Below are 23,228 nucleotides of genomic sequence, written 5' to 3' on the forward strand. Positions count from 1 at the left end.
GAGCGGCCGACCCTGGCCCAACCAGGTTGAGGAGTCCGGTGACGGGGGTGGAGTGGCGGTTTCGTGCCGTGGTGGTCGCGCATGCCGTGTCGGCGTACGGGACCTATCTGAATCTCATCGCGCTCAGCCTGTTCTCGTACGAGGTCACGGGCACCGCCCTGGGCGTGGGCATCGTGATGGCCGTACGGCTGCTGTCCGGTGTCACGGCGGGCCTGGCCGCCGGGGTGCTGACCGCAAGGGTCACGCGCCGGACCGTCATGGTGGTCACGGACCTCGCCCAGGCCCTCGCCATGGTCGTGCTCGCGCTCCGGGCGTCGGACACGCCGCTGTGGGTGCTGCTCGAGGCGGTGGTCGTGCTGGGCGCGGGCAACACGTTCTTCAACGTCGCCCTGCGCAGCGCGGTGCCGGTCATGGTCGGGCAGGACGAGCGCGCTCGGGCGAACGGCGTGCTGGTCACGGCCCGTTCCGTCGCCACGGTGCTGGGTTTCGCGTCGGCCGCGCCGGTGATCGCCCTCGGCGGTTTCGGTGTCGCGTTCGCCGTGAACGCCGCGAGCTTCGCGGTGTCGGCCGCGGCCGTGCTGGTGCTCCGGCCGCGCACGGACGACGACCCGGTGGGCGACCCGCCCGAGGTGCTCCCGGAGCAGGGCGGCACCGGCTCCTCGGGGGGCCGTCTCGGGCGGCTGCGGCTCCGGGTGGCGGGCCTCGCCGGAGCGTTGCTCGGCATGATCGCGCTGCGAGGTCTGGACGCGCTGGCGTCCGCGTCGCACAACGTCGCGCTGCCGCTGGCGGCGCACGCGGCCGAACCGTCCGGTCCGGCGGTGTTCATGACCCGGTTCTGGTCGGCGTGGGCCGTGGGCACCCTGCTCGCCCACCAGGTCCTCAAACGCCGGTCGCACGGCACGTCCTGGGGCGAGCGCGCGTTCGCGGTGGGCACCTGCGCGATGTCGTTCTGTTTCGTGGCGGCGTTCACCGGGCTGCCCGCCCCGGCCCTGATGGCGGCGGCCGTGGCGGCGGGGTTCGCGGACGGCTGGACCGAGATCGTCTACACCTCGCGCCTCCAGGCGGCCCCCGACCGGCAGCGCAGCCGCCTGTTCGGCCTGTCCGCCACCGCCGAGCAGTCCGGATTCGCCCTGGGCACGATGGCCGCGGCGGCCGCCCTGGAGGTCCTGCCCGCCCTGGCCGTCGTGGGCGTCTTCCATGGGGCGGCGGTGTGCGGGGCGCTGGCGCTGCTGCTGCTCACGGCGGGCCGGCGCGGCACGGGCCGGCCGGGCCCGGCCGGCGGCGACACCCACTCGCCCGCCGCTGAGAACCACCAACCCACAGGCGACAACCGCCCACCCACCGGTGGCGACCACCCGTCAGCCGGCGAGAACCACTCGCCCGTCGGCGAGAACCGCTCAGATCATTCGCCAGCCGGCGAAGAAAAGGGAGAAGACGCGCATGGAACGTCCACGGGGGCAAGCCAGTTGCCGGGGTCCTGAGCCCGAACGCACGGAGGGCGATCCGGTCGACGCCGTGCGGGCGCTGCTGGGCGCCGCCCGGTCCGCTCCCGGCTCAGCCGTCGTCACCCTCGCCGCCGACGGCACGACGAGCTCACGGTCGTATCCCGAACTGCTGGACTCGGCCCGCCGTATGTTCACCGGCCTGCGGGCGCACGGACTGCGGCGCGGCGACACGGTGGTGCTGTGCGGGCTGCCACTGGCCGAGTTCTTCCCCGCTTTCTGGGCCTGTGTGCTCGGCGGTGCCTTACCCGTGGCCATCGCCGAGCACCCCGCGCCGGGCTCCCCGGCCTTCGAACGCCTGCGGCAGGCCTGCGCGTTGCTCGACCAGCCGCTGGTACTGACCGACGCACCCGGCGCGGCTGCCCTCGCCCACACCACGCCCGCCATGCGGGTCGCCCTGGCGCGAGAGTGTCTCGCGGCGCCGCCCGCGGACGGCCTCGTCGAGCCGGAACCGTCCGACACGGCCCTGCTGATGCTGTCCTCCGGCAGCACCGGCGTCCCGAAGGCCGCCCGGCTGACGCACGCCGGGCTCGCGGACTTCGCGGCGAGCAGCCGGCGGGTCCTGGACGTGCGGCCGGACGACACGATGGTGAACTGGCTGCCCGTCGACCACAGCGGCGCCTTCCTCCTCTACCACCTGCTCGCGGTCTTCACCGGCTGCACCAACGTCCACGCGCCCACCGAGCACGTGCTCGCCGACCCGCTGCGCTGGCTCGACCTCCTCCACGAACACCGGGCGCGACACGGCTGGGCACCGACGTTCGCCTACCGGCTGGTCTCGGACGCGCTCGCCGAGCGGGCCGACCGCTCCTGGGACCTGAGCGGCCTCAAGTCGCTGGTGTGCGGGGGCGAGCGGGTCGTACTGCCGGTGCTGCGCCGCTTCCTCGACGCGACGGCCCCGTACGGCGTGCGCGAGGAGCACATCGCCCCGGTGTGGGGCATGGCCGAGACGGTCACGGCCGTCACCTACGGCCGGCTGGACCGGCCGGGCACCGTGCACCGCCTGCTCAAGAACAGCCTGGGCGGCGACCTGGTCCGGGCCGGCGAGGACACCCCGGACGCCGACTGTGTCACCTTCGTGGCCTCCGGCTCGCCCGCGCACGGCGTCACCCTGCGCATCGTCGACGACCGCGGCGACCTCGCCCCGCCGGGCCGCATCGGCAGGCTCCAGGTCCACTCGGCCGCGCGGCTCACCCCCGGCTACGTGAACAACCCCGAGGCGGACGCCGCGGCCTACCCGGCCGGAGGCGACTGGTTCGACACCGGCGATCTGGCCTTTCTCCACGACGGCCAGGTCGTCATCACGGGCCGCCGCAAGGACGTGATCATCCTCAACGGCCACAACGTGTACTGCCACGAGGTGGAGGAGACCGCCACCGCGGTCGAGGGCGTCCGGCAGGGCGAGGTCGCCGCCTGCGGCATCCCGCACCCGGAGCGGGGCACGGAGGACCTCGCCGTGTTCTTCGTCAGCCGCGGCGCCGCCGAGGACATACGTATCGCCGCGGAGGTGAAGGCGGCGCTGTACACCCGCCTCAGGCTCACCGCCGCGTACGTCCTGCCCGTCCCGCTGGGCGAGTTCCCGCGGACGCCGGCGGGCAAGGTGCGCCGCGCCGAACTCCAGAACCGCCTGGTCACCGGTGGCTTCGGCGCCGCGCCGACCGCGGCACCGGATGCCCGGGCGGACGCGGACGCCGTGACCCGGGCCGTCCAGGAGGAACTGAGCGCCGTGCTGGGCCGTCCGGCCGACGCGGATATGCCGTTCTACGAGCTCGGCCTGACGTCCGTACTGCTGGTGCGCCTGCGGAACCGGCTGGCGGAACGCCTCGGGACGCCGATCGCCCAGACCGCGTTCTTCGAACACCCGACGGGCACGGCCCTCGCGGCACACCTGGCGAGCGGGGCGACGGCTGCGGCCGGGTTTGAGGCGGGGGTCGGATTTGAGGCGGAGGCCGGGCCCGAGGCGGAGGCCGGGCCCGACGCCGCGGTCAGTCCCGAGGCTGGGACCCAGCCCAACCCTGCGGTCCAGCCCGACCCTGCCATCCAGCCCAACACCGCCGTCCAGCCAGACCCTGCCATCCAGCCCGAGGAAATCACCGGCGAGAGCACCACCGCCGACTCCCCCGAACACCACGTCGCCGTCATAGGACTGTCTCTGCGCTTCCCCGGCGCGAACTCGGTCGAGGAGTTCTGGACCAATCTCCGGGACGGCGTCGACAGCGTCCGGGTCTTCGGGGAGCAGGAGCTCGCGGCGGCGGGCCTGTCGCCGGAACAGCGCCGCGCGCCCGGCCTCGTGCCCGCCGCCGGGATCCTCGACGGCGTGGAGGAGTTCGACGGGGACTTCTTCGGGATGAGCCCCAAGGAGGCCGGACTGACGCATCCCGCGCACCGGCTGTTCCTGGAGTGCTGCCACCAGGCCCTGGAGGACGGCGGCCACGCGGCGACCGCGCCCGGCGTCCGGGTGGGGGTGTTCGCCGGGTCGGGCATGAACCTCTACGACCACCAGCAGCAGCCCGCGACCGGCTCACCGTACGACCCGTCGGACCCGGCCGCCGGCATGCAGTCGGCCATCGGCCAGGAGCCGGACTTCCTCGCCACCCGCGTCGCCTACCGGCTCGGCCTCACCGGACCGGCGATCGGTGTGCAGACGGCGTGTTCCACGTCCCTGGTCGCGGTGCACCTCGCGGTGCAGGCGCTGATCACCGGGGAGACGGACCTGGCGCTGGCGGGCGCCGCGGCCGTGCATCTGCCGCAGGAGACCGGCTATCACAGCCACCCCGGGTCGATCCTGTCCCCCACCGGACGCTGCCGCGCCTTCGACGCGGAGGCCGACGGCACCGTCGGCGGCAACGGCGTGGCCGCCGTCCTGCTCAAGCGCCTCGACCGGGCGCTGGCCGACGGCGACACCGTGCACGCGGTGATCCTGGGCTCCGCCGTGAACAACGACGGCGCCGCCAAGGTCGGCTTCAGCGCTCCCGGTGTCGAGGGACAGGCCGAGGTCGTACGCCAGGCGCTGCGCAGGGCACAGGTGCCCGCGGAGACGATCTCGTACGTGGAGGCGCACGGCACCGGAACGCGCCTCGGCGATCCGGTGGAACTCACGGCGCTGGCACGGGCCCTCGGCGAGCACGCGGGTCGCCCCGCCTCCTGCGTGGTCGGCTCGGTGAAGCCGAACATCGGGCATCTCGACAGCTGCGCCGGAATGGCCGGGCTCATCAAGACGGTCCTCATGCTGCGCAACCGCACCCTGGTGCCGACACCGCACCTCACCCGGCCGAACCCCGAACTGCCCTTGTCCGACGGCCTGTTGACACTCGCCACGGAACTGCGGCCGTGGCAGGTGCCGGACGGTGTGCCCCGCCGGGCCGGGGTCAGCGCGCTCGGCGTCGGCGGCACCAACGCCCATGTGGTGCTGGAGGAGGCCCCGCCCGTACGCCCTCGCCCCGCCCCCGAACTGCCCGTCCTCGTGCCCGTGTCGGCCCGCGACCCCGAGGCCCTGGACGAGCTCACGGCCGGGCTTCGCGACCGGCTGCTGGCCCGGCCCGGCCTCCCGGCCGCCGACGTGGCCGCCACCCTGGCCCTCGGCAGGCCGCACCGCGTGGCCCGCACCGCCGTGGCCGGCCGCACGGCAGGCGAACTCGCCCGCGCGCTGGAGGAACAGCACCACGTCACGTCCTCCCCTCTCGGCCCGGTCGCCTTCGCGTTCGCGGGCCAGGGCAGTGCGCGTCGCGGCATGGCGAACGGCCTGTACGCCGCGCACCCGGCCGCACGGGCCACGCTCGACCGGTGCGAGGAGATCTACGCCCAGGAGTTCGGCGGCAGCCTGCTCGCGCGGCTGCTGACCGCCCCCGCCCCCGCTCTCGCTCTCGCTCTCGCCGACCGTCCCGCGGACGACGAGATCTGGCCCACCGAGACCGCGCAGGCCGCCCTGTTCGCCCATCAGGCGGCACTGGCGGACGCCTGGCGGGCGGCCGGGATACGCCCCGGCCTCCTGCTCGGCCACAGCGTCGGCGAGTACGCCGCCCTGTACGCGGCCGGTGCCCTGACCCTGGAGGACGGGCTGCGGCTCACCGCCTGGCGCGGGCGACTGATGCAGACCCGCTGCCCGGCCGGGGGCATGCTCGCCGTCCGGACCGACCAGGCCACCGCGCGGCGCATCGCGCAGGCCGCCGGTGCGGAGCTCGCCGCGGTCAACGGCCCGCACGCCCACGTGCTCTCGGGCCCGCCGCAGGCCCTGAAGGAGGCTGCGGCACTGCTCGACCATGAGGGCCTGCGGTGGCGTGCGCTGCCGGTCGACCGGGCGTTCCACTCCGCCGAGATCGACAGCGCCCTGGACGAGTTCAGGACCCGTGCGCGTGGCGTGACGTACCGTCCGCTGCACACCCCGCTGGTGACCACGGCCGACGGTGAACTGCGCCCGGCGGGCTGGACCGCCGACGTGGAGTACCTCTGCCGGCAGGCCCGGCACCCGGTCCGCTTCGACCTCGCCATGGGCACGGCCGTCGAGCAGGGCTGCCGGGACTTCGTGGAGATCGGCGCCGGGCGGACCCTCACCGGCCTCGGCCGGCACTGCGTACCCGACAGCCGCTGGCTGAGCGGGCAGGGCGAAGGGGACGGGGCGGCCGAGCAGGCGCATGGGTTCCTGACGGCGCTCGGCTCGCTGTACGGCAGGGGCGCGGACCTGGACTGGGAGGCGCTGACCGGGGACGGGGGCCGGGTGCGGCTTCCGGGGCATCCGCTGCGACGGCGTACGGTGCCGTACCAGGCCGTGACGCCGGCCGCGGCTCCTGACCTGCCCGTACCGGACGGTGAAGTCATCGGTGCCGTCCGGCAGTTGACGGCCGACAAGCTCGGCCGCCCGATCGCCGACGTCACACCGGACAGCTCGTTCTTCGAACTGGGCGCGGACTCGCTGTCCCTGATGAGCATGACGACGGAGCTGGAGCAGCGGTACGGCGTCCGGGTCCCGGTCCGGGAGGTGTTCGACTCGGCCGACACACCGCGGAGGCTGGCGGAACGGGTCGGGCGGTTGCGCGAAGACGTGCCGGTGATCCAGGAACCGGTGGTCGAGCAGCCGGCGGCGCCTGCCGCTCCTCCGGAATCACCGGAGGAGCTGCCGGAATCACCCGAAGGGCTGCACGCCCTGTTCGGTCAGCAGCTACGGCTGGCGGAGCAACTCGTCGACCAGGTGGGCGAGATGATCTCCCGCCAACTGGACGTGCTCGCGACGACCGGCACCACGACGGCACCGCCCACTCCGGCACGGACGCCGGCACCCCTTGTCCCCCGGCCCGCTCCCACGCCCACCCCCTCCAACCCGCCCCCTGCCGCCTTCGACTTCAGCCTCTACTTCTTCGGCGACTACCCCCAGGACACCGACCACGACAAATACGGCCTGATCATGGCCGCCGCGGACTTCGCCGACCAGCACGGCTTCCACGCCCTGTGGTTCCCCGAGCGGCACTTCAACTCCTTCGGCGCGCTCTTCCCCAACCCCTCCGTGCTGGCCGCGGCCCTCGCCGCCCGGACCAGCCGGATCCGGCTGCACGCCGGTTCCGTGGTGCTGCCGCTGCACCATCCCGCCCGGGTCGCGGAGGAGTGGTCGGTGGTCGACAACATCTCCGGCGGCCGGACGGGCCTGTGCTTCGCGAGCGGCTGGCACGCGACCGACTTCGCGCTCGCGCCGCAGCACTTCGGCCGGCACCGCGAGGTGATGTACGAGCACCTGGCGACCGTACGGGACCTCTGGGCGGGACAGCCGGTGCAGACGACGGCGGGCGACGGCACCCCCGTCGAGATCCGCCTGCACCCCCGCCCCGTACAGGAACGGCCGCCGATGTACGTGGCCGTCGTGGGCAATCCGGACAGCTACCGCCGGGCGGCCGCCGAGGACCTCGGTGTGGTCACCAACCTGATGACGCAGACGGTGGAGCAACTGGCCGAGAACATCGCGCTGTACCGGCGCTGCCGTGCCGAGCACGGTCTCGACCCGGCGGCCGGGCGGGTCGTGGTGCTGGTGCACACGTACCTGGAGGACGACTCGGAGCGGGCGCGGGCCGAGGCGTACCGGCCTTTCCTGTCGTATCTGCGCTCCTCGCTCTCCCTCTTCGACCAGGTCACCAACAGTCTCGGTTTCCAGGTGGACCTGGAGAACACGCCCGAGGAGGACGTGGAGTTCCTTCTCGGTCGCGCCTACGAGCGCTACTGCGACTCCCGCGCGCTGATCGGCGACGAGCACACGGCCGCGGAGACCGTACGGCGTCTGCGGGAGGCCGGTGCGGACGAGATCGCCTGCTTCGTGGACTTCGGCGTACCGAAGGAGAAGGTGCTGGCGGCGCTGCCGGTACTGGACCGGCTCCGCAGGGCGGCTCCCGGGACGAAGCCTCCGGCACCCTCAGCGCCCCGCCGGGCGCCGCTCACCCCCGCCCAGCGCCGTATCTGGTTCCTGGAGCAACTGCACCCGGGTACCGCCATGTACCACGAGCCCAAGGCGATCCGGCTGGAAGGCCCGCTGGACGTCCCGGCCCTGCGCTGGGCGCTGGACCGGGTCACGGACCGGCACCCGGCGCTGCGCACGGTCTTCGGTGACACGGCCGGTGTCCCGTACCAGGAGATCCTCGACCGTATGCCGCTCGACTGCCCGGTGGAGGACCACACGGGTTCGACCGAGGAGGAGGCCCTGCGGTCGGCACTCGCGGACGACCACGGACTCGACCTCGCCACGGGTCCTCTGGTCGCGGCCCGCCTGCTCCGCCTGTCCCCGGACCGCCACCTGCTCTTCCTCCTGGCCCACCACATCGTCTTCGACTCCTCCTCCACGGCCGTGCTGGCCCGTGACCTGGCCGCGTACTACCGCGCCCGGCGGGGCGGCAGTGCGGGCTCGGAGCCGCCGCCCCTGCCCGAACTGCCGGCGGCACCCGAGGCAGACCCCGCGTCTGTGGACTTCTGGCGGCAGCGCCTCGGCGACGCGCCGGAGCTGACCCTGCCCACCGACCGCCCCCGCCCGCCGGTCAGGACGGGAGCGGGTGCGAGCCTCACGCACGCCCTGGACGCGGAACTCGTCAGGGACCTGCGGAAGTTCGCCGCCGGGCACCGCGCCACCCTCTTCATGACACTGACCGGCGCGATCGGCGCGGTCCTGGGCCGTTTCAGCGGGCAACGGGACGTGGTGATCGGCACCGCGGTGGCGGCCCGCCCCGCGGGCGCGGAGGACCACGTGGGCCTGTTCCTCGACACCGTGCCGCTGCGCCTGGACCTGACCGGTGAGCCGGACTTCCCGACGCTGCTGCACCGGGTCCGGGAGAGCAGCACGTCGGCGTACGAACACCGCGGCGTCCCCTTCGACGAGTTGGTGGGCGCGCTCAACCCGCGTCGTGACCCGGGCCGCAATCCGCTGTTCCAGGTGATGGTGGAGTACGAGAACGAGGGCGAGGCCCTCTTCGACCCGCCCCGTCTGACGGCCACGCTGCTCGACGTCCCGAGCGCCCGCGCTCCGTTCGACCTCAGCGTCTACCTCACCCACCACGCGGGCGGCGTCCGCTTCATGGTCGAGTACGACACGGCCCTCTTCGACGAGGCCACGGTGCGCCGCTTCGTGGGCTACGTCGAACAGGTCCTGCGCCGCGCCCTGGACGCACCGGGCGCGCCGCTCGCGGACCTGACCGCACTCACGGCCGCGGACCGCACGGCCCTGTCCCACGCGGAGCACCCCGGCGAAGGGCCCCGGGCCACTCTGCACGGCCTGTTCGAGCAGCAGGCCCGCCGCACCCCGGACGCCGTAGCTCTGATCAGCGGGGAACAACACCTCTCCTACGCGGACGTGGACGCGGCGGCCAACCGCCTCGCCCGGCAGTTGCGCACCCGGGGCGCGGCGCGCGGAGAGCGGGTCGCCGTACTCCTGCCGCGAGGTCCGCAGCTGATCACGGCCCTGCTGGCGGTGCTCAAGAGCGGGGCGGCATACCTCCCTCTCGACCCGTCCCTTCCCACTCCGCGTCTGTCGCTGCTGCTCGACGACGGCACACCCGTACTCCTGCTCACCTCCGGCACCGCGATCGCCGGGCACCCGCGCCTGGCGCCGGAGCTGCCCGTCCTGCGTGTGGAACAGGCGGACGACACACTGCCGTCCACCCCGCTCACGGACGGAGCCGGCCCGGAGGACCCTGCGTACTGCATCCACACCTCGGGCTCGACGGGCCGCCCGAAGGGCGTCGTCGTGCCCCACCGCGGCCCGGCGAACCTGGTCCACGGCCATCTGCGCCGCCACCCCGCGCTGCGCACCCTCCAGTGGACGTCACCGGCGTTCGACGTCAGCGTGCAGGAGATCTTCACGACGCTGGCCTCGGGAGCCGCGCTCGTCCTCGTCGACGACGCCGTACGGCACGACCCCGCGGCGCTGGCGCAGGCGGTACGCCACCACCGGGTGCAGCGCATGTTCATGCCCTGCACCCCGCTGAAGTACCTGATGGAGGCCGCCCCCCAGCTGCCCTCCCTGCGCGAGCTGTTCTCGGCGGGCGAGGCACTCCAGCTCACGCCCGCCTTCCGCCGCTTCCTCGCCACGCACCCGCACTGCGCGCTCTACAACCAGTACGGCCCCACGGAGACGTCGATCATCGTCACGTCGCACCGCGTCGACCCGGCCGGCGAGGAGTGGCCCCCGATCGGCACCCCGGTGCCGGGGGCGCGCATCCTGCTGCTGGACGACTCGGGCCGGCCGGTCCCGGTCGGCGCCGTCGGCGAGATCCATGTGAGCGGCACGCCGGTGGCGCACGGCTACCACAACCGCCCGGCCGAGACCGCCGCCGCGTTCCTCGACGACGGCGCGGGCGGGGTGCTGTACCGCACGGGCGACCTGGGCCGCCGGCGCACCGACGGCACGCTGGAGTACCGGGGCCGGGCGGACGACCAGGTCAAGATCCGCGGCTACCGCGTCGAACCGGGCGAGGTGCAGTCGGCGTTGACGGCACTGCGCGGGGTCCGGGACGCGGCGGTGCTCCCCCGCCGCGACCGCCACGGTGACATGGAGCTGGTGGCGTACGTGGTGCCGGCCGATGCGGCCTCCTGGCCCGACCCGCGCACCGCACTGGCCGCCGAACTGCCCGACCACCTGGTGCCCCGCCGATGGGTGACCCTCGACCGCCTCCCGGTGAACGCCTCCGGCAAGCTGGACCGCACGGCCCTGCCGGATCCGGGGGACGAGTCCGCCGAGCCGTCGCAGACCGGGCCGACGACGGCCCTGGAGAAAACACTGCACGACCTGTGGGGCGAGGAACTGGACGCCCGGCCGATCCCGGTCACTACCTCGTTCTTCGAACTCGGCGGCCACTCCCTGAGCGCGATCCGGCTGCTGAACCGCATGCGGGAGGAGGCGGACGTCGATCTCACGATGGCCGACTTCTTCCTGGATCCGACGATCCGAGGCATCGCGACACGTAACCGTGTCGTGGACACCGCGCCGATGCCCTCGACCCTGCGCCGTCTGTGGCGCCGCCACCACGCACTCCCCGACCCGAGCGTCTACAACATCGCCCACCGCATGGATCTGAGGGGGGACTTGGAGCCCGAGGTCCTGCACGAGGCCCTCAGGGACCTGGTGGCACGCCACCACGCGCTCCGCGGCAGGCCGGTCCGCCGAGAGGACGGACGGTACGAGGTCGAAATCCTGGCCCATGTCCCCGTGACGCTGCCGATCACCGACCTCCGCGCCCACGCCGGGGACGCGGAGTACCTGGACCGCTGGTGCCGAGAGCAGGTCGCCACCCCGTTCACGCTGAACCAGACCCCGCTCTTCCGATTCCGCCTGGCCCGTCTCGCCGAGGACCACTGGGTCATGGTGACGGTCTTCCACCACGCGGTCTGCGACGGCTGGTCCCTGAGCATCATCAGGCGCGACCTACAGGAGCTGTACAACGCGCGTCGATCCGGTACGGCACTCCAACTGCCCGTCACTGTCGCTCAGTTCACGGACTTCGCCCGATCGGAACACACCCTGCCGGACAAGCGCAGGACAGCCCTGGAGCACTTCTGGCGCACGGAACTCGACAACGTCCCCCTACGCCCGCCCCTCCCCTACGACCACCCGCACCCGGGCAAGCTCTCCGGCCGGGGCGCCCTGCACACCTGGACCGTCACCGACGACACACCCGCCCGCCTGGCCGGCACGGCAACCCGCCTGGGCACCACCGCCTACACGGTCCTCGCGGCCACGTTCGCCACGTGGCTGGCCGACCTGTGCGGCGAACGAGGCGACATCGTCCTGGCGGCCTCCAGCGCGAACCGCGTGCAACGCGACCGCGCCGAGATCGTCGGCATCCTGGGCGACGCCGTACTCCTACGGGCCCGGCTGTCCGAAGCGGAAACCTTCCCCGACCTGGTGTCCCAACTGAGCAGCACCCTCTTCACGGCCCTCGATCACCAGGAACTGCCCCTGACGGACGTGGTGTCTCTCGTCTCGCCCGAGCTGAAGGACGCCCTGTTCCCCACGGTCCTGTTCACAGTGATCACCACAGAGCCGCCGGCCCTGAACCTCCAGGAGGTCTCCACCACCATCCGCGCCCTCCCCGTCCAGGGCGTGGCCCGCAACGAGCTCTACGTCGTGATCGCCCCCGAGACCGACGCGATCACGGTCACGTTCGAGTACTCGACGGACCTGTTCACCCACGAGACGGTCCAGGCGTGGGCCGGGTCCTTCACCGAGGCACTGAGGTCGGCGGTGGACTCCGGGAACCAACTCCGGGAACTAAGGGAAACCGCTGCTACAGCGCGTCCACCGCGCTCACCTTCCACCCGTCGCCCGTGCGGTCCATCGTCATCCGCACCCGGTTCAGGTCCACGCGGGACCCCGAGACCTGGGTGCTCTGGGTGACCTGGTTGACGAAGAGCAGGACCACGACCTTGTCGGGGGAGGCCGAGACGACGGAGGCGGCCGGGGCGGCGCCGGAGCCGGGGGCGGCGACCGTCGCCTTCACCACGCCGTGGTACTTCCTGGCCGTCGGGGCGACCACGGTCTTCGTGGTCTTGCCGTACTCGTCGCGGAAGTCGCCGGTCAGGTGCGCGCGGGCCCGGGAGAAGTCCTTGTCCAGGCGGCGGTAGTCGTACGACAGGACGATCGGCGCCGCTTTGCGCGCGGCCGCGAGCGCCTCGGTCCGGGCGGTCTCCGTCAGGCGGCCGTCGCGGTACTGCCATCCCAGGGCGGCGAGCGCGACCAGGCCGACGACGAGCAGGACGGCCAGGACCAGGGTGAGCAGCCTTTGACGGCCGCCGGGGCCGGGCTCGCTCCGCTTCTGCGGCTCGTCCTCCTCGAACGACTCCGGCGACGGCTCCGGCGGGTCGTCCCAGCCGTCCTTCGGGGCCTCGACGAGGACGGTGCGTCCGGCGGGCGGCAGCTCGGCCCGGCGCGCGGACTCCTCGTCGCCGGCCGTCGCCGCGCCCGCTTCGCGGTGGCCGCGCTCGGCGCGCTTCGCCGCCGCGCGGGCGGCCGCCGTCATGGTGCGGCGGGTGCCGGGACCGGGGGCGCGGCCGGTGGTCGTCTTCGGCATGGTGGTACTCCTCGTCGGTGCTTGTCGGTCGGCGAATCGGCCCGTGGATCAGCCGACGAACTCGACGTCGGACGTCAGCCAGCGGCCGTCCTTGTGCACGAGGTCGAGCTGGAGCCGGTACGTGCGCGCCTCCCCCTCGGGCACGGCGGTGTTCGTCACCTTGCTGTCGGCGACCACCAACACACGGGCCGAGTTCTCGTCCGAGCGGACGATGCCCGCCTCCAGGATCTGGCCCTGCGACACGGACTTGTTCTGGGCCACCAGCTTCGTCAACTGGTCCGTCTGTGCGGTGAACTGCTTCTTGAACTCGCCGGTCGCGCCCGCCAGTACGTTCGCGCTGTCACGGCCGTAGTGGCGGTAGTCCAGGGAGGTGAAGTTCAGTGCCGACTGGCGGGCCGCGGCCAGGATGCCCTGGCGTCGTTGGTCCGCCTCGCGCTGTGTGTAGAGGCCGAAGGCCAGCCAGAGTGCCAGTGCGGTGGTGATGACGGTCGCCGCGACGAGTCCCGCCGTCAGCGCTCCGGGTCGCACCGGCCTCATGCCATGGGGCCGACGAGCAGCCATTGCCACGACTCCTTTCCGAACGCGGCCTGCTGGCCGCCCGTCGAGCCGATCTCGACGTTCCTTCCGTCCGGGCCGGTGGTGGTGCCGGTCTCCGGGTCGTACGGGGTGACGTACGTCGCCTGGTTCGCGCCGCCGTCTGTGGTCGACGCGCCCGGGGCGTTCTGCGCGCCCCGTACCGACGACTCGCTGCCGCGCGGGAGCGTGCAGCGGGCGTCGGTGTTCGCCTCGCGTGTGCGGGTGTCCGCGGGGTCGCGGCGTGCCGTGCCGTACCCCTTGGTGCAGGCCGGCGGGTCGTCGGCGTTCAGCACGAGGCCGAAGTGGGTGGTGCCGTCGCCCGGGACGACCGTGTAGCTGCCCGCGACCATCAGCGGGAAGGTGACCAGGGCCTGCTCCACGCCGGGCAGGCGGGCCAGCGTGACCTGGCCGCCGCTGATCAGGTTGGCCAGCAGGACCGACAGCTGCGGCCCGGTGGACTTCAGCAGCGAGTTCAGCTCCTGCGCCGCCGGCCGCGCGTTGCCGATCAGCTTGCGCAGGTCCCCGTCGCTGGCCTTCAACTGGGCCGAGAGCGCCGCCAGATCGCGCGCGAACGACTTGATCGACGAGCCCTGGTCGGCCTGCGTCTTCAGGACCTTCCGTGAGTCCTCGATCAGGGCGATCGTCTCCGGCAGCGCCTCGGACGCCGACCCGACCAGGGCGTTGCCCGAGTCCACCAGGCGGCTCAGGTTCGGGCCGGTGCCGGCGAAGGCCTCGCCCAGCTCGTCGACCGTGACCCGCAGGTCGTCCTTGCCGACCGAGTTCACGAGGCGGTCCAGGCTGAGGACCATGTCCGTCGCCGGCAGCGGCACCCGCGTGCTCTCGCGCGGGATCGTGCTGCCGTTCAGCAGGTACGGGCCGTTCGAGGTGCGGGGCTGGAGGTCGACGTACTGCTCGCCCACCGCCGAACGGTTCGCCACCACTGCCAGCGTGTCCGCCGGGATGCGCGGCGCCCCGTCCTCGATGTCGAGCGCGACCGAGACCCCGTCCTGGCCGGTCAGGCGCAGTGCGCCGACCTTGCCCACCGGCACCCCGCGATAGGTGACCTCGGCGCCGGGGAAGACGCCCCCGGAGTCGGCGAAGTCGGCCCGCACGGTGTAGCCGCGGTCCAGGACCTCGTCCACCAGGCCCGTGTACTCGGCGCCGACGTACGACACACCCACGGCGGTGAGGGCCGCGAAGGCGATCAGTTGTGCCTTGACCGTACGGGTGATCACGGCTGGACCCCCTTCAGCATCAGCTCGGCGAGTTCGAGGTTGATCCCCTCGGGCCAGTCGCCCCCGGTGCGGTGACCGCCGGAGCCGTAGCCGGCGGTGCACACCGGCGGGCACAGCGGGTCGTCGCCGCCCGAGGGGGCCGACGGGGACGACGGCACGCTCGGACCGCTCGGCAGCGCGGTGGGCTTCGGCACGTCCGGCGCATCCGGGAGATCCGGCACGTCCGGGAGATCCGGTGCGTCGGGCAGGTCCGGGGGCTCGGGAAGCCCGGGAGTGTCCCCGCCGTTCCCGCCGCCCGGCTCGTCCGTCAGGTTGCCGTAGATCCCCGCCAGATCGAGGTCCGCCGTGACGTGCAGGTTGACGTAGTCGCCCTTGATGGCGTCCACCACGTTGCGCGGGAACGGGTACGTCGTCAGCAGCTCCAGGGAGTTGGGCAGGTCGCTGCCCGCCTTGTTGAGCTGTTGCAGGATCGGCCGCAGTTGCCTGAGGTTGGCGACCGTGTCCTCGTGCGAGGCGTTGACCACCTTGGTTCCGGTCTTGCCCAGCTTGGACAGGGCGGTGAGCATCCTCGTCAGGTCGCGGCGCTGGTCGGCCAGGATCTTCAGGGCGGGCGGCATCGTGTCGACGGCCTCGGCGATCGTCGTCTTCTCCTTGCCCAGCCGTTCGGCCAGCCGGTCGACGGCCTTCAGCGCGCGGACGATGTCCCGGCGCTGGTCGTCCAGGCCGCCGATGAAGGTGTCGAGTTCCTTGAGCAGGGACTTGACCCGGTTCTCCCGGCCCTCCAGGGCCTTGTTCAGCTCCGTGGTGATCGTCTTGAGCTGGGCCACGCCACCGCCGTTGAGCAGGGCGGACAGCGCGGACAGCACCTCCTCGATCTCCGGGTTGCGGCCGCTGCGGGACAGGGGGATCACATCACCGTCGCGGAGCCGGCCGACCGGCGCGCCTTCCGGCGGCCTGGACAGCGCCACGTACTTCTCGCCGAGCATGCTGGTCTGCCGCAGCTCGGCGATGGCGTTGGCGGGCAGCTTCACGGAGTCGGCGACCCGGAGGCGGACCCGCGCGTGCCAGCCCTCCAGCTCCACCTTCTCCACCGCGCCCACAGTGACGTTGTTGACCTTGACGGCCGACTGCGGAACCAGGTCGAGGACGTCCCGGAACTCGACGGTGACGTGGTAGGCGTGGCCGTCGGCGGCGGCTCCGCCGGGGAGCTGGACGTCGTACCAGCCGTTGAACTCGCAGCCGGACATCAGCAGCGTCCCGACGGCCGCCCAGGCGACGGCCCCGACCTTGCGCAGCGGCCTCATGCGCTCGCCCCCAGGATTCCGCCGAGGGTGCGGTCGACCGTGCCGGTGACCGCGGTGCCCTGGGGCACTTCGGGCAAAGAGTCGAAGAGGTCCCTCAGGTCCTTGCAGTCGGTCTTCTCCCCTGTTGTCTTCAGGATCGAGCACAGCAGTGAGGCCGGATCCTGCGGGTGGTCGGGGTTGTTGCGGGTGTCGAGGGTGCCCGCGGAGGGGTTGTAGGCGTTGTTCAGGTTCGACATGCCGGTCGGCGCTACCTCCAGCAGCTCCTCCAGTGCCGCCCGTTGGGTGACGAGCACCTTGGTCACCTTGCTCAGGCCCTCCACGTTCGACGTCAGCGACTTCTTGTTCTTCTTCACGAAGGCGGACACGTCACCGAGCGCCGTGCCGAGGTTCTTCAGCGCGGCCGCCAGGTCCTCCCGTTCGCCCGCGAGTTGCTCGGCGACCTTGGCGAGGCTGGTGTTGAACGACCGCACGCTCTTGTCGTCGGCCGCCAGCGCCGCCGTGAAGACCTGGAGGTTGCGGACCGTGCCGAACAGGTCCGTGCGGCCGTCGGAGAGAGTCGTCACCGCCTGGGAGAGGTCCTCGACCGTCTGGTGGAGGTTCTTGCCCTGGCCGTCGAGGTTGTCGGCGCTCACCCCTAGCAGCCGCGACAGGGAGCCGTCCCTGTTGGCGCCCTTGGGGCCGAACGCCTCGGCCGTGGTGTGCAGGCTGTCGAAGACGCGGTCCAACTCGACCGGTACGGCTGTGCGCGACTCGGGGATCTCGTCCCCGTCCCGCAGCACCGGACCGCTGCGGTACACCGGCAGCAGCTGCAGGTAACGGTCGCTGACCACCGAGGAGTTGATGATCGCGGCCTGCGCGTGAGCCGGGACCTTGCGGCCCGCGTCGTACTCCAGCTCGACCCGCACCCGGCCGCCCTCCGGCGTGATCTTCCTGACCTCGCCGATCCGGACGCCGAGCACGCGGACGTCCGAGCCGGGGTAGATGCCGACCGTGCGCGGGAAGTAGGCCGTGACACGGACCGGCTCGGGGCGCGGCCACAGGACGTAGGTGAGCGCGGCGACCAGGGCCAGGGCGGTCAGTACGGCCAGGTGCTTCTTCGGGCGGTTGCTCACTGCGTGCCTCCCGTTCGCGGCACCACCGGGGCGGCGACCAGGTTCTGGACGTAGGAGTCGAACCAGCGGCCGTTGCCGAGGGTGTTGGTGAAGACCCGCACGTAGGGGGCCAGGAGCTTGATGCTCCGGTCCAGGTTGGATTGGTTCCGTTCGAGCATCTCCACCACGCGGTTGAGGCCCTTGAGGGCGGGCCCGATCTCCTTTTCGTTGTCCTGGACCAGTCCGGAGAGCTGGATGCCGAGCGCGGCGGAGGTCTTCAGCAGCTTGTGGATCGCCGCCCGCCGCTTGCTGATCTCCTTGAACAGCTTGTCGCCGTCCTTGACCAGGGCGGTGAAGTCGCCCGACCGGTCGGCGAGTACGCCCGTGACACCGTTCGCGTGGTCGAGGAGCTCCTTGAGGGCCTTGTCGCGCGAGGCCACCGTCCGGGAGATCTTCGACAGGCCCTTGATGGACGCCCGTACCTCTTCCGGTGAGTCCTCGAAGGTCGTCGAGATGGTGTCCAGCGCCTTCGCCAGCTGGTCGGTGTCGACCTTCTCCGTCGTGGTGGTGAGATCGCTGAACGCCTGCACGACGTCGTACGCGGGGACGGTCCGCTTCAGCGGGATCTCACTGCCGGGTTCCAGCCGGCCCCGCCCCTTGGGGTGCAGGGCGAGGTACTTCGCGCCGAGGATCGTCTTGACCCGGATCGACGCGCCGGTCTCGGTGCCGAACCCCGGCTCGCCCTTGATCTTGAAGGTGACCTTGACGTGGTCGCCGTCCAGGTCGACCTCCTCGACCTTGCCGACCTTGACCCCGGCGATCCGCACCTCGTCGCCCGGCTTGAGCCCGCCCGCCTCCGCGAAGGCAGCGCTGTACGTGTCGCCGTCGCCGATGACCGGCAGGCGGTCGGCGTTGAACGCGGCCACGGTCAGCAGCGCGAGGACGGTGAGTCCGACGGCGCCGATGACGATGGGGTTGCGCTCGCGGAAGGGGCCGAGGTGCGGGCGGCGGAGCCGTAGCCTCGGCAGCTTCGGCGGGTCGACACGGACCTTGAACATCGGCTGCGGACGCGGCGTGCGGCGCGGCAGGAGCCGTACCTTCGGCAGTCGCACGCGAGGCAGCTTCGGCGGCTCCACCCGCACCTTGAACAGCGGCTCCGGACGCTTCCTGCGGCTCATGCCCCACACCTCGCCCTCGCCACGTGCATCTCGGGGGTGAGCACCTGCTTCGTCTTCGGCAGCACGATCCGGCCGTCGAAGTCGCACAGGTAGAAGTTGAACCACGAGCCGTAGGACGCCGTCCCCGTCAGCTCGTTCAGCTTGTTCGGCAGCCGCTTCAGCACGCCCTCCACGGTCTTCTCGTTGTCGTTCAGCGTCCCGGTGAGTTCGGTCAGTTCCGCGATGTCGTCCTTGAGCGGCGGACGCGCGTCCTTCAGCAGCCCCGAGGTGGCCCCCGTCAGATCGCCGATGCTCACCAGCGACTGCCCGATGGGCTTGCGGTCGGCGGACAGGCCCGAGATGATCCGGCGCAGCTGCTTGAGCAGTCCGGAGAAGCGGGCGCCGCGCTTGTCGAGCGTCTCCAGCACGGTGTTGAGGTTGTCGATCACCGAGCCGATCAGCTTGTCGCGGCCGGCCAGCGTCGTGGTGAGCGACGCCGTGTGCGTCAGCAGGCTGTTGACGGTGCCGCCCTCGCCCTGGAGGGTCTTGATGATCTCGGTGGCGAGCTGGTTGACGTCCTTCGGGCTGAGCGCGGCGAACAGCGGCTTGAAGCCGTTCAGCAGCGCGTTCAGGTCGAGGGCGGGCTGGGTGCGCGCGAGCGGGATCGTGCCGCCGGGGCGCAGCCGGGTGCCGTCGCCGGCGCCCTCGGTCAGCGCGACGTACCGCTGCCCGACCAGGTTGCGGTAGCGGATGACGGCGCCCGTGCCGGTGAGCAGGGGCCGGTCCTGGCTGACCGTGAAGGTGACCTCGGCCAGCGTCCGGTCCTTGATCCGGATGCCCTCGACCTCGCCGACCCGCACTCCGGCCACCCGGATGTCGTCGCCCTCCTCCAGGCCGGTGACGTCGCTGAAGACCGCGCGGTACTCGTGCTCGGGGGTGAAGGAGATGTTCACGATGGTGGCGGCGAGCAGGGCCGTCGCCAGGACCGTCACCAGCGCGAAGAGGCTGAACTTGATCAGCGGGGCGGCGGTCTGCCGGGCTCCTGTGGTGCTCATGCGACGCTCACCGCCGTCCCGCGCGCCATCGGTCCGAACAGCAGCGTGGCGACCGGCGGCACCTCGTCCGCGGGCACGTCCAGCACCGGCGCCACGAGCGAGCCGACGGCCCGCTGCTCGGCCCGGGTGGCGGAGACGCCGAGCGGGCCGCCCGAGGTCGGACTCCCCTTCTTGGAACCGTCGTCGAGGTGGGCACCGGGTGCCGGCACCGGAGGATGGGGCAGATCACGGCAGTTGGGACCGGACCGCTCGCCGTAGCGCGGTTCCTCACCCGGTTCGTACGCCCCCTGCGGCCGTACGACCTCCAGCGTGATGTGCATCTTGCCGCCCCGGAAGGCCTCCTCGGACACCTTCTCCTGCCGGACCAGGCCGGCCAGCAGGCAGGGGTACTGAGGGGAGTACCGGGCGAACAGCTCCAGCGTGGGGCGGGAGACCTGGCCGAGGGTGATCAGCCGGTCGCCGTTGGCGTCGAGGAAGTCGTCCGCGGTGCCCGCGACGGTGGCCGTGGTCTTCAGCGCCGCCGCCAGCTGGTCCTTCTGCTCGACGATCGTGCGGCTGGTGGTGACGGTGTTGCGCAGGATCTCCATCAGGTCGGGCGCCGCGTCGCCGTAGACCTCGGCGACGTCGGCGAAGCGTGCGATGTCCTCTTTCAGGGACGGCAGGTGCGGATTGAGGCGGCGCAGATAGGCCTCCAGGCGCGTGAGGTTGTCGCCGATCCGGTCGCCGCGTCCCTCCAGGGCGGTGGCGAACGCGGAGAGCGTGGCGTTGAGCTTGCCGGGCTGGACCGTCCGCAGCAGGGGCAGCAGGTCGTTCATCAGCTGCTGGAGCTCGATGCCGACGCGGGTGCGGTCCTGGGTGATGACGTCACCGGCGCGGATGGGCCGGCCCGACGAGCCGCGCGGCGCGACCAGGTCGACGTACTTCTCGCCGAACAGCGTCTTGGGCAGCAGGCGGGCGTGCACGTCGGACGGGATGTGGGCGATGTGCTCCGGCTTGAGCGCGATGTCGAGCGTCGCCTTCGTCCCGTCGGCCCGGACCTCGCGCACCTCGCCGACCAGCAGCCCGCGCAGCTTGACGTCGGCGCGCGGATCGAGCTGGTTGCCGAGGCTGTCGGCCTCCAGGGTGATCCGCACGACCGGCGTGAACACCTGCCGGTAGACGGCGACGGACAGGGACAGCAGCAGTGCCAGAACGGCGATGAAGACGACGCCGTACAACCTCAGTCTCAATACCCTCATCGGGCGGCTCACCCCGCTATCCGTACGGTCGTGCTGGCGCCCCAGATCGCGAGCGACAGGAAGAAGTCCAGGACGTTGATGGCCACGATCGAGGTCCGCACCGCACGGCCCACGGCCACGCCGACGCCTGCCGGGCCGCCGCTGGCGTAGTAGCCGTAGAAGCAGTGCACCAGGATGATCAGGACGGCGAAGACGAGCACCTTGCCGAAGGACCACAGCACGTCGACCGGGGGCAGGTACTGGTGGAAGTAGTGGTCGTAGGTGCCCGCCGACTGGCCGTAGTAGACGGTGGTGATGGTGCGGGCGGCGAGGTAGGAGGACAGCAGGCCGATCACGTACAGCGGGATGACGGCCACGAACCCGGCGATCATCCGCGTCGTCACCAGGAACGGCAGCGAGGGCACGCCCATGACCTCCAGGGCGTCTGTCTCCTCGCTGATCCGCATCGCGCCGAGCTGGGCGGTGAACCCGGCTCCGACGGTCGCGGAGAGCGCGAGCCCGGCCACCAGCGGGGCTATCTCGCGGGTGTTGAAGTACGCCGAGAGGAAGGCGACGAAGTTGGAGGTGCCGAGCTGGTTCAGGGCCGCGTAGCCCTGCAGGCCGACCTCCGTGCCGGTGAAGAACGACAGGAAGGCGATCACGCCGACGGTGCCGCCCACGACGGCGAGCGCGCCCCGGCCGAAGCTCACCTCGGCGAGCAGCCGCAGGATCTCCTTCTTGTAGCGGCGCAGGGTGCGCCCGGTCCACGCCAGCGAGCGGCCGTAGAAGGAGAGTTGGGCGCCCAGCGCCTCGAGGGACTTCAGTGGGCGGTCGATGAGTCTCATCGGCTAACCCCTCTGCGGAACGACTTGGAAGTACACGGCGGTCATCACGAAGTTGGTCACGAACAGCAACATGAAGGTGATCACCACCGACTGGTTCACCGCGTCGCCCACACCCTTCGGCCCGCCCTTCGCGGTCAGTCCCTTGTACGAGGCGACGATCCCGGCGATCGCGCCGAACACCAGCGCCTTGACCTCGGCCGCCCACAGGTCGGACAGCTGGGCGAGCGTGGTGAAGGAGGCGAGATAGGCGCCCGGAGTGCCGTTCTGGAGAACGACGTTGAAGAAGTAGCCGCCCGCCACGCCGACCACCGACACCAGGCCGTTGAGCAGCACCGCCACCAGCATCGACGCCAGTACGCGGGGGACGACCAGCCGGTGGATGGGGTCGATGCCCAGCACCTGCATCGCGTCGATCTCGTCGCGGATCTTCCGCGCCCCGAGGTCGGCGCAGATCGCCGTGCCGCCGGCGCCCGCGATCAGCAGCGCGGTGACGATCGGCGAGGCCTCGCGCAGGACGGCGAGCACGGAGGCGGCCCCGGAGAAGGACTGGGCGCCCAGCTGCCGGGTCAGACTGCCGATCTGCAGCGCGATGACCGCCCCGAAGGGGATGGAGACCAGGGCCGTCGGCATGATCGTCACACTCGCGACGAACCACGCCTGCTGGATGAACTCCCGCGCCTGGAACGGCCGTCGGGGGATCGTCCGGACGACGTCCAGCGCCATCGCGAAGAGGCTGCCCGAGTGCCGCAGCCCTCCGATGGGTGACAGGCTCATGCGCCGGCCACCGCCTTCTGGCGCAGCGCGGCCTCGCGCCGGGCGATCGCCTCCCAGCGGGGTGGCCGGGAGATGCCCGGCCCCGGCAGCAGGCGGGGAGTCAGCTCCTGAACGCGCGCGGTGTCGTCGATCTGCGCCAGCTCCTGCTCGACCTGGGCCGCGTCCTTCTCCTCCGCCATCCCGATCGGGCCCTGCATCCGGCCGTTCAGGAACTGCCGCACGACCGGCTCGTCGCTGGTCAGCAGCTCCTCGCGCGGGCCGAACATCACCAGCTCGCGGCGGAACAGCAGTCCGATGTTGTCCGGCACCTGGCGGGCCGAGGCGATGTCGTGCGTGACGATCAGGAAGGTCGCGTCGATCTGGGCGTTCAGGTCGACGATCAGCTGGTTGAGGTAGGCCACGCGGACCGGGTCGAGGCCGGAGTCGGGTTCGTCGAAGAGGATGATCTCGGGATCCAGCACCAGGGCCCGGGCCAGCCCGGCGCGCTTGCGCATCCCGCCGGAGATCTCGCCGGGCAGCTTCCCCTCGGCGCCGATCAGCCCGACCATGTCCATCTTCTCCAGCACGATGCGCCGGATGTCGCTCTCGGACTTACGGGTGTGCTCGCGCAGCGGGAAGGCGATGTTGTCGTACAGGTTCATCGAGCCGAACAGCGCGCCGTCCTGGAACAGCACGCCGAAGAGCTTGCGCACCTCGTACAGGTCGTGCTCGCGCAGCTTCGTGATGTCCCGGCCCTGGATCGTGATCGAGCCGCGCTCCGGCTTCAGCAGGCCGACGAGCGTCTTGAGGAACACCGACTTGCCCGTGCCGGAGGGGCCGAGCATGACCGAGACCTCCCCGGCGGGCAGCGTCAGCGAGACGTCCTGCCAGATGACCTGGTGGCCGAAGGACTTGGTCAGCCCTTCCACACAGATCTCGACACCCATCCGGTTCACCCTTCA

The 23,228-nt window shown here is 71.9% G+C and carries 13 protein-coding genes; 2 read left to right on the forward strand and 11 right to left on the reverse strand.

Translation table 11 applies throughout. From position 1 onward, the window contains the following. The first annotated feature begins 38 nt into the window (after nucleotides 1-38). Together PV963_RS13240 and PV963_RS13245 are read left to right on the forward strand one after the other, a co-directional pair. A complete protein-coding gene (locus tag PV963_RS13240; protein ID WP_274815865.1) occupies nucleotides 39-1,481 on the forward strand; it encodes an MFS transporter in 1,443 nt (480 codons plus the stop codon). Next, a complete protein-coding gene (locus tag PV963_RS13245; protein ID WP_274815866.1) occupies nucleotides 1,441-12,360 on the forward strand; it encodes a non-ribosomal peptide synthetase/type I polyketide synthase in 10,920 nt (3,639 codons plus the stop codon). The genes PV963_RS13240 and PV963_RS13245 overlap by 41 nt, the downstream gene beginning before the upstream one ends. Here PV963_RS13245 and PV963_RS13250 read toward each other — a convergent pair. The 11 genes from PV963_RS13250 to PV963_RS13300 are packed head-to-tail and all read right to left on the reverse strand — an operon-like array spanning nucleotide 12,251 to nucleotide 23,213. Then, nucleotides 12,251-13,033 (reverse strand): hypothetical protein, encoded by a 783-nt coding sequence (locus PV963_RS13250; RefSeq protein WP_274815867.1) that lies wholly within the window; start codon nucleotides 13,031-13,033, stop codon nucleotides 12,251-12,253. The two genes, PV963_RS13245 and PV963_RS13250, sit on opposite strands and share 110 nt — an antisense overlap. A 48-nt stretch (nucleotides 13,034-13,081) precedes the next feature. Then, entirely contained in the window at nucleotides 13,082-13,570 is a 489-nt protein-coding gene (locus tag PV963_RS13255) for a hypothetical protein (protein ID WP_274822009.1), read from the reverse strand. After that, nucleotides 13,567-14,844 (reverse strand): MCE family protein, encoded by a 1,278-nt coding sequence (locus tag PV963_RS13260; RefSeq protein WP_274815868.1) that lies wholly within the window; start codon nucleotides 14,842-14,844, stop codon nucleotides 13,567-13,569. Before PV963_RS13260 ends, PV963_RS13255 begins: the two co-directional genes overlap by 4 nt. Next, on the reverse strand, nucleotides 14,841-16,148 hold the full coding sequence (locus PV963_RS13265) for an MCE family protein (protein ID WP_274815869.1): 1,308 nt from the start codon (nucleotides 16,146-16,148) through the stop codon (nucleotides 14,841-14,843). The genes PV963_RS13260 and PV963_RS13265 overlap by 4 nt, the downstream gene beginning before the upstream one ends. Continuing rightward, nucleotides 16,145-17,260, reverse strand: coding sequence for an MCE family protein (locus tag PV963_RS13270; RefSeq protein ID WP_274815870.1), 1,116 nt, complete (start codon nucleotides 17,258-17,260; stop codon nucleotides 16,145-16,147). Before PV963_RS13270 ends, PV963_RS13265 begins: the two co-directional genes overlap by 4 nt. Then, complete coding sequence (locus PV963_RS13275; RefSeq protein WP_274815871.1) at nucleotides 17,257-18,417, reverse strand: MCE family protein; 1,161 nt, start codon at nucleotides 18,415-18,417, stop codon at nucleotides 17,257-17,259. Before PV963_RS13275 ends, PV963_RS13270 begins: the two co-directional genes overlap by 4 nt. Beyond that, nucleotides 18,414-19,451 (reverse strand): MCE family protein, encoded by a 1,038-nt coding sequence (locus PV963_RS13280; protein ID WP_274815872.1) that lies wholly within the window; start codon nucleotides 19,449-19,451, stop codon nucleotides 18,414-18,416. The genes PV963_RS13275 and PV963_RS13280 overlap by 4 nt, the downstream gene beginning before the upstream one ends. Continuing rightward, complete coding sequence (locus PV963_RS13285; protein ID WP_274815873.1) at nucleotides 19,448-20,689, reverse strand: MCE family protein; 1,242 nt, start codon at nucleotides 20,687-20,689, stop codon at nucleotides 19,448-19,450. The genes PV963_RS13280 and PV963_RS13285 overlap by 4 nt, the downstream gene beginning before the upstream one ends. Before the next feature lie 8 nt (nucleotides 20,690-20,697). Next, complete coding sequence (locus PV963_RS13290) at nucleotides 20,698-21,513, reverse strand: MlaE family ABC transporter permease (RefSeq protein WP_274815874.1); 816 nt, start codon at nucleotides 21,511-21,513, stop codon at nucleotides 20,698-20,700. A 3-nt stretch (nucleotides 21,514-21,516) separates the two neighbouring features. Beyond that, nucleotides 21,517-22,287 (reverse strand): MlaE family ABC transporter permease, encoded by a 771-nt coding sequence (locus PV963_RS13295; RefSeq protein WP_274815875.1) that lies wholly within the window; start codon nucleotides 22,285-22,287, stop codon nucleotides 21,517-21,519. Next, entirely contained in the window at nucleotides 22,284-23,213 is a 930-nt protein-coding gene (locus tag PV963_RS13300) for an ABC transporter ATP-binding protein (protein ID WP_274815876.1), read from the reverse strand. The genes PV963_RS13295 and PV963_RS13300 overlap by 4 nt, the downstream gene beginning before the upstream one ends. Nucleotides 23,214-23,228: the final 15 nt, after the last annotated feature.

Origin of the sequence: Streptomyces coeruleorubidus, assembly GCF_028885415.1 — a bacterium.
Lineage (GTDB): Bacteria > Actinomycetota > Actinomycetes > Streptomycetales > Streptomycetaceae > Streptomyces > Streptomyces coeruleorubidus_A.

What these genes read in the sequence shown, in the direction of transcription:
- PV963_RS13280 (WP_274815872.1), bottom strand. Translation starts at nt 19,451, where the DNA reads ATGAGCACCACAGGAGCCCGGCAGACCGCCGCCCCGCTGATCAAGTTC.
- PV963_RS13300 (WP_274815876.1), bottom strand. Translation starts at nt 23,213, where the DNA reads ATGGGTGTCGAGATCTGTGTGGAAGGGCTGACCAAGTCCTTCGGCCAC.
- PV963_RS13250 (WP_274815867.1), bottom strand. Translation starts at nt 13,033, where the DNA reads ATGCCGAAGACGACCACCGGCCGCGCCCCCGGTCCCGGCACCCGCCGC.
- PV963_RS13255 (WP_274822009.1), bottom strand. Translation starts at nt 13,570, where the DNA reads ATGAGGCCGGTGCGACCCGGAGCGCTGACGGCGGGACTCGTCGCGGCG.
- PV963_RS13290 (WP_274815874.1), bottom strand. Translation starts at nt 21,513, where the DNA reads ATGAGACTCATCGACCGCCCACTGAAGTCCCTCGAGGCGCTGGGCGCC.
- PV963_RS13285 (WP_274815873.1), bottom strand. Translation starts at nt 20,689, where the DNA reads ATGAGGGTATTGAGACTGAGGTTGTACGGCGTCGTCTTCATCGCCGTT.
- PV963_RS13265 (WP_274815869.1), bottom strand. Translation starts at nt 16,148, where the DNA reads ATGAGGCCGCTGCGCAAGGTCGGGGCCGTCGCCTGGGCGGCCGTCGGG.
- PV963_RS13275 (WP_274815871.1), bottom strand. Translation starts at nt 18,417, where the DNA reads ATGAGCCGCAGGAAGCGTCCGGAGCCGCTGTTCAAGGTGCGGGTGGAG.
- PV963_RS13245 (WP_274815866.1), top strand. Translation starts at nt 1,441, where the DNA reads ATGGAACGTCCACGGGGGCAAGCCAGTTGCCGGGGTCCTGAGCCCGAA.
- PV963_RS13295 (WP_274815875.1), bottom strand. Translation starts at nt 22,287, where the DNA reads ATGAGCCTGTCACCCATCGGAGGGCTGCGGCACTCGGGCAGCCTCTTC.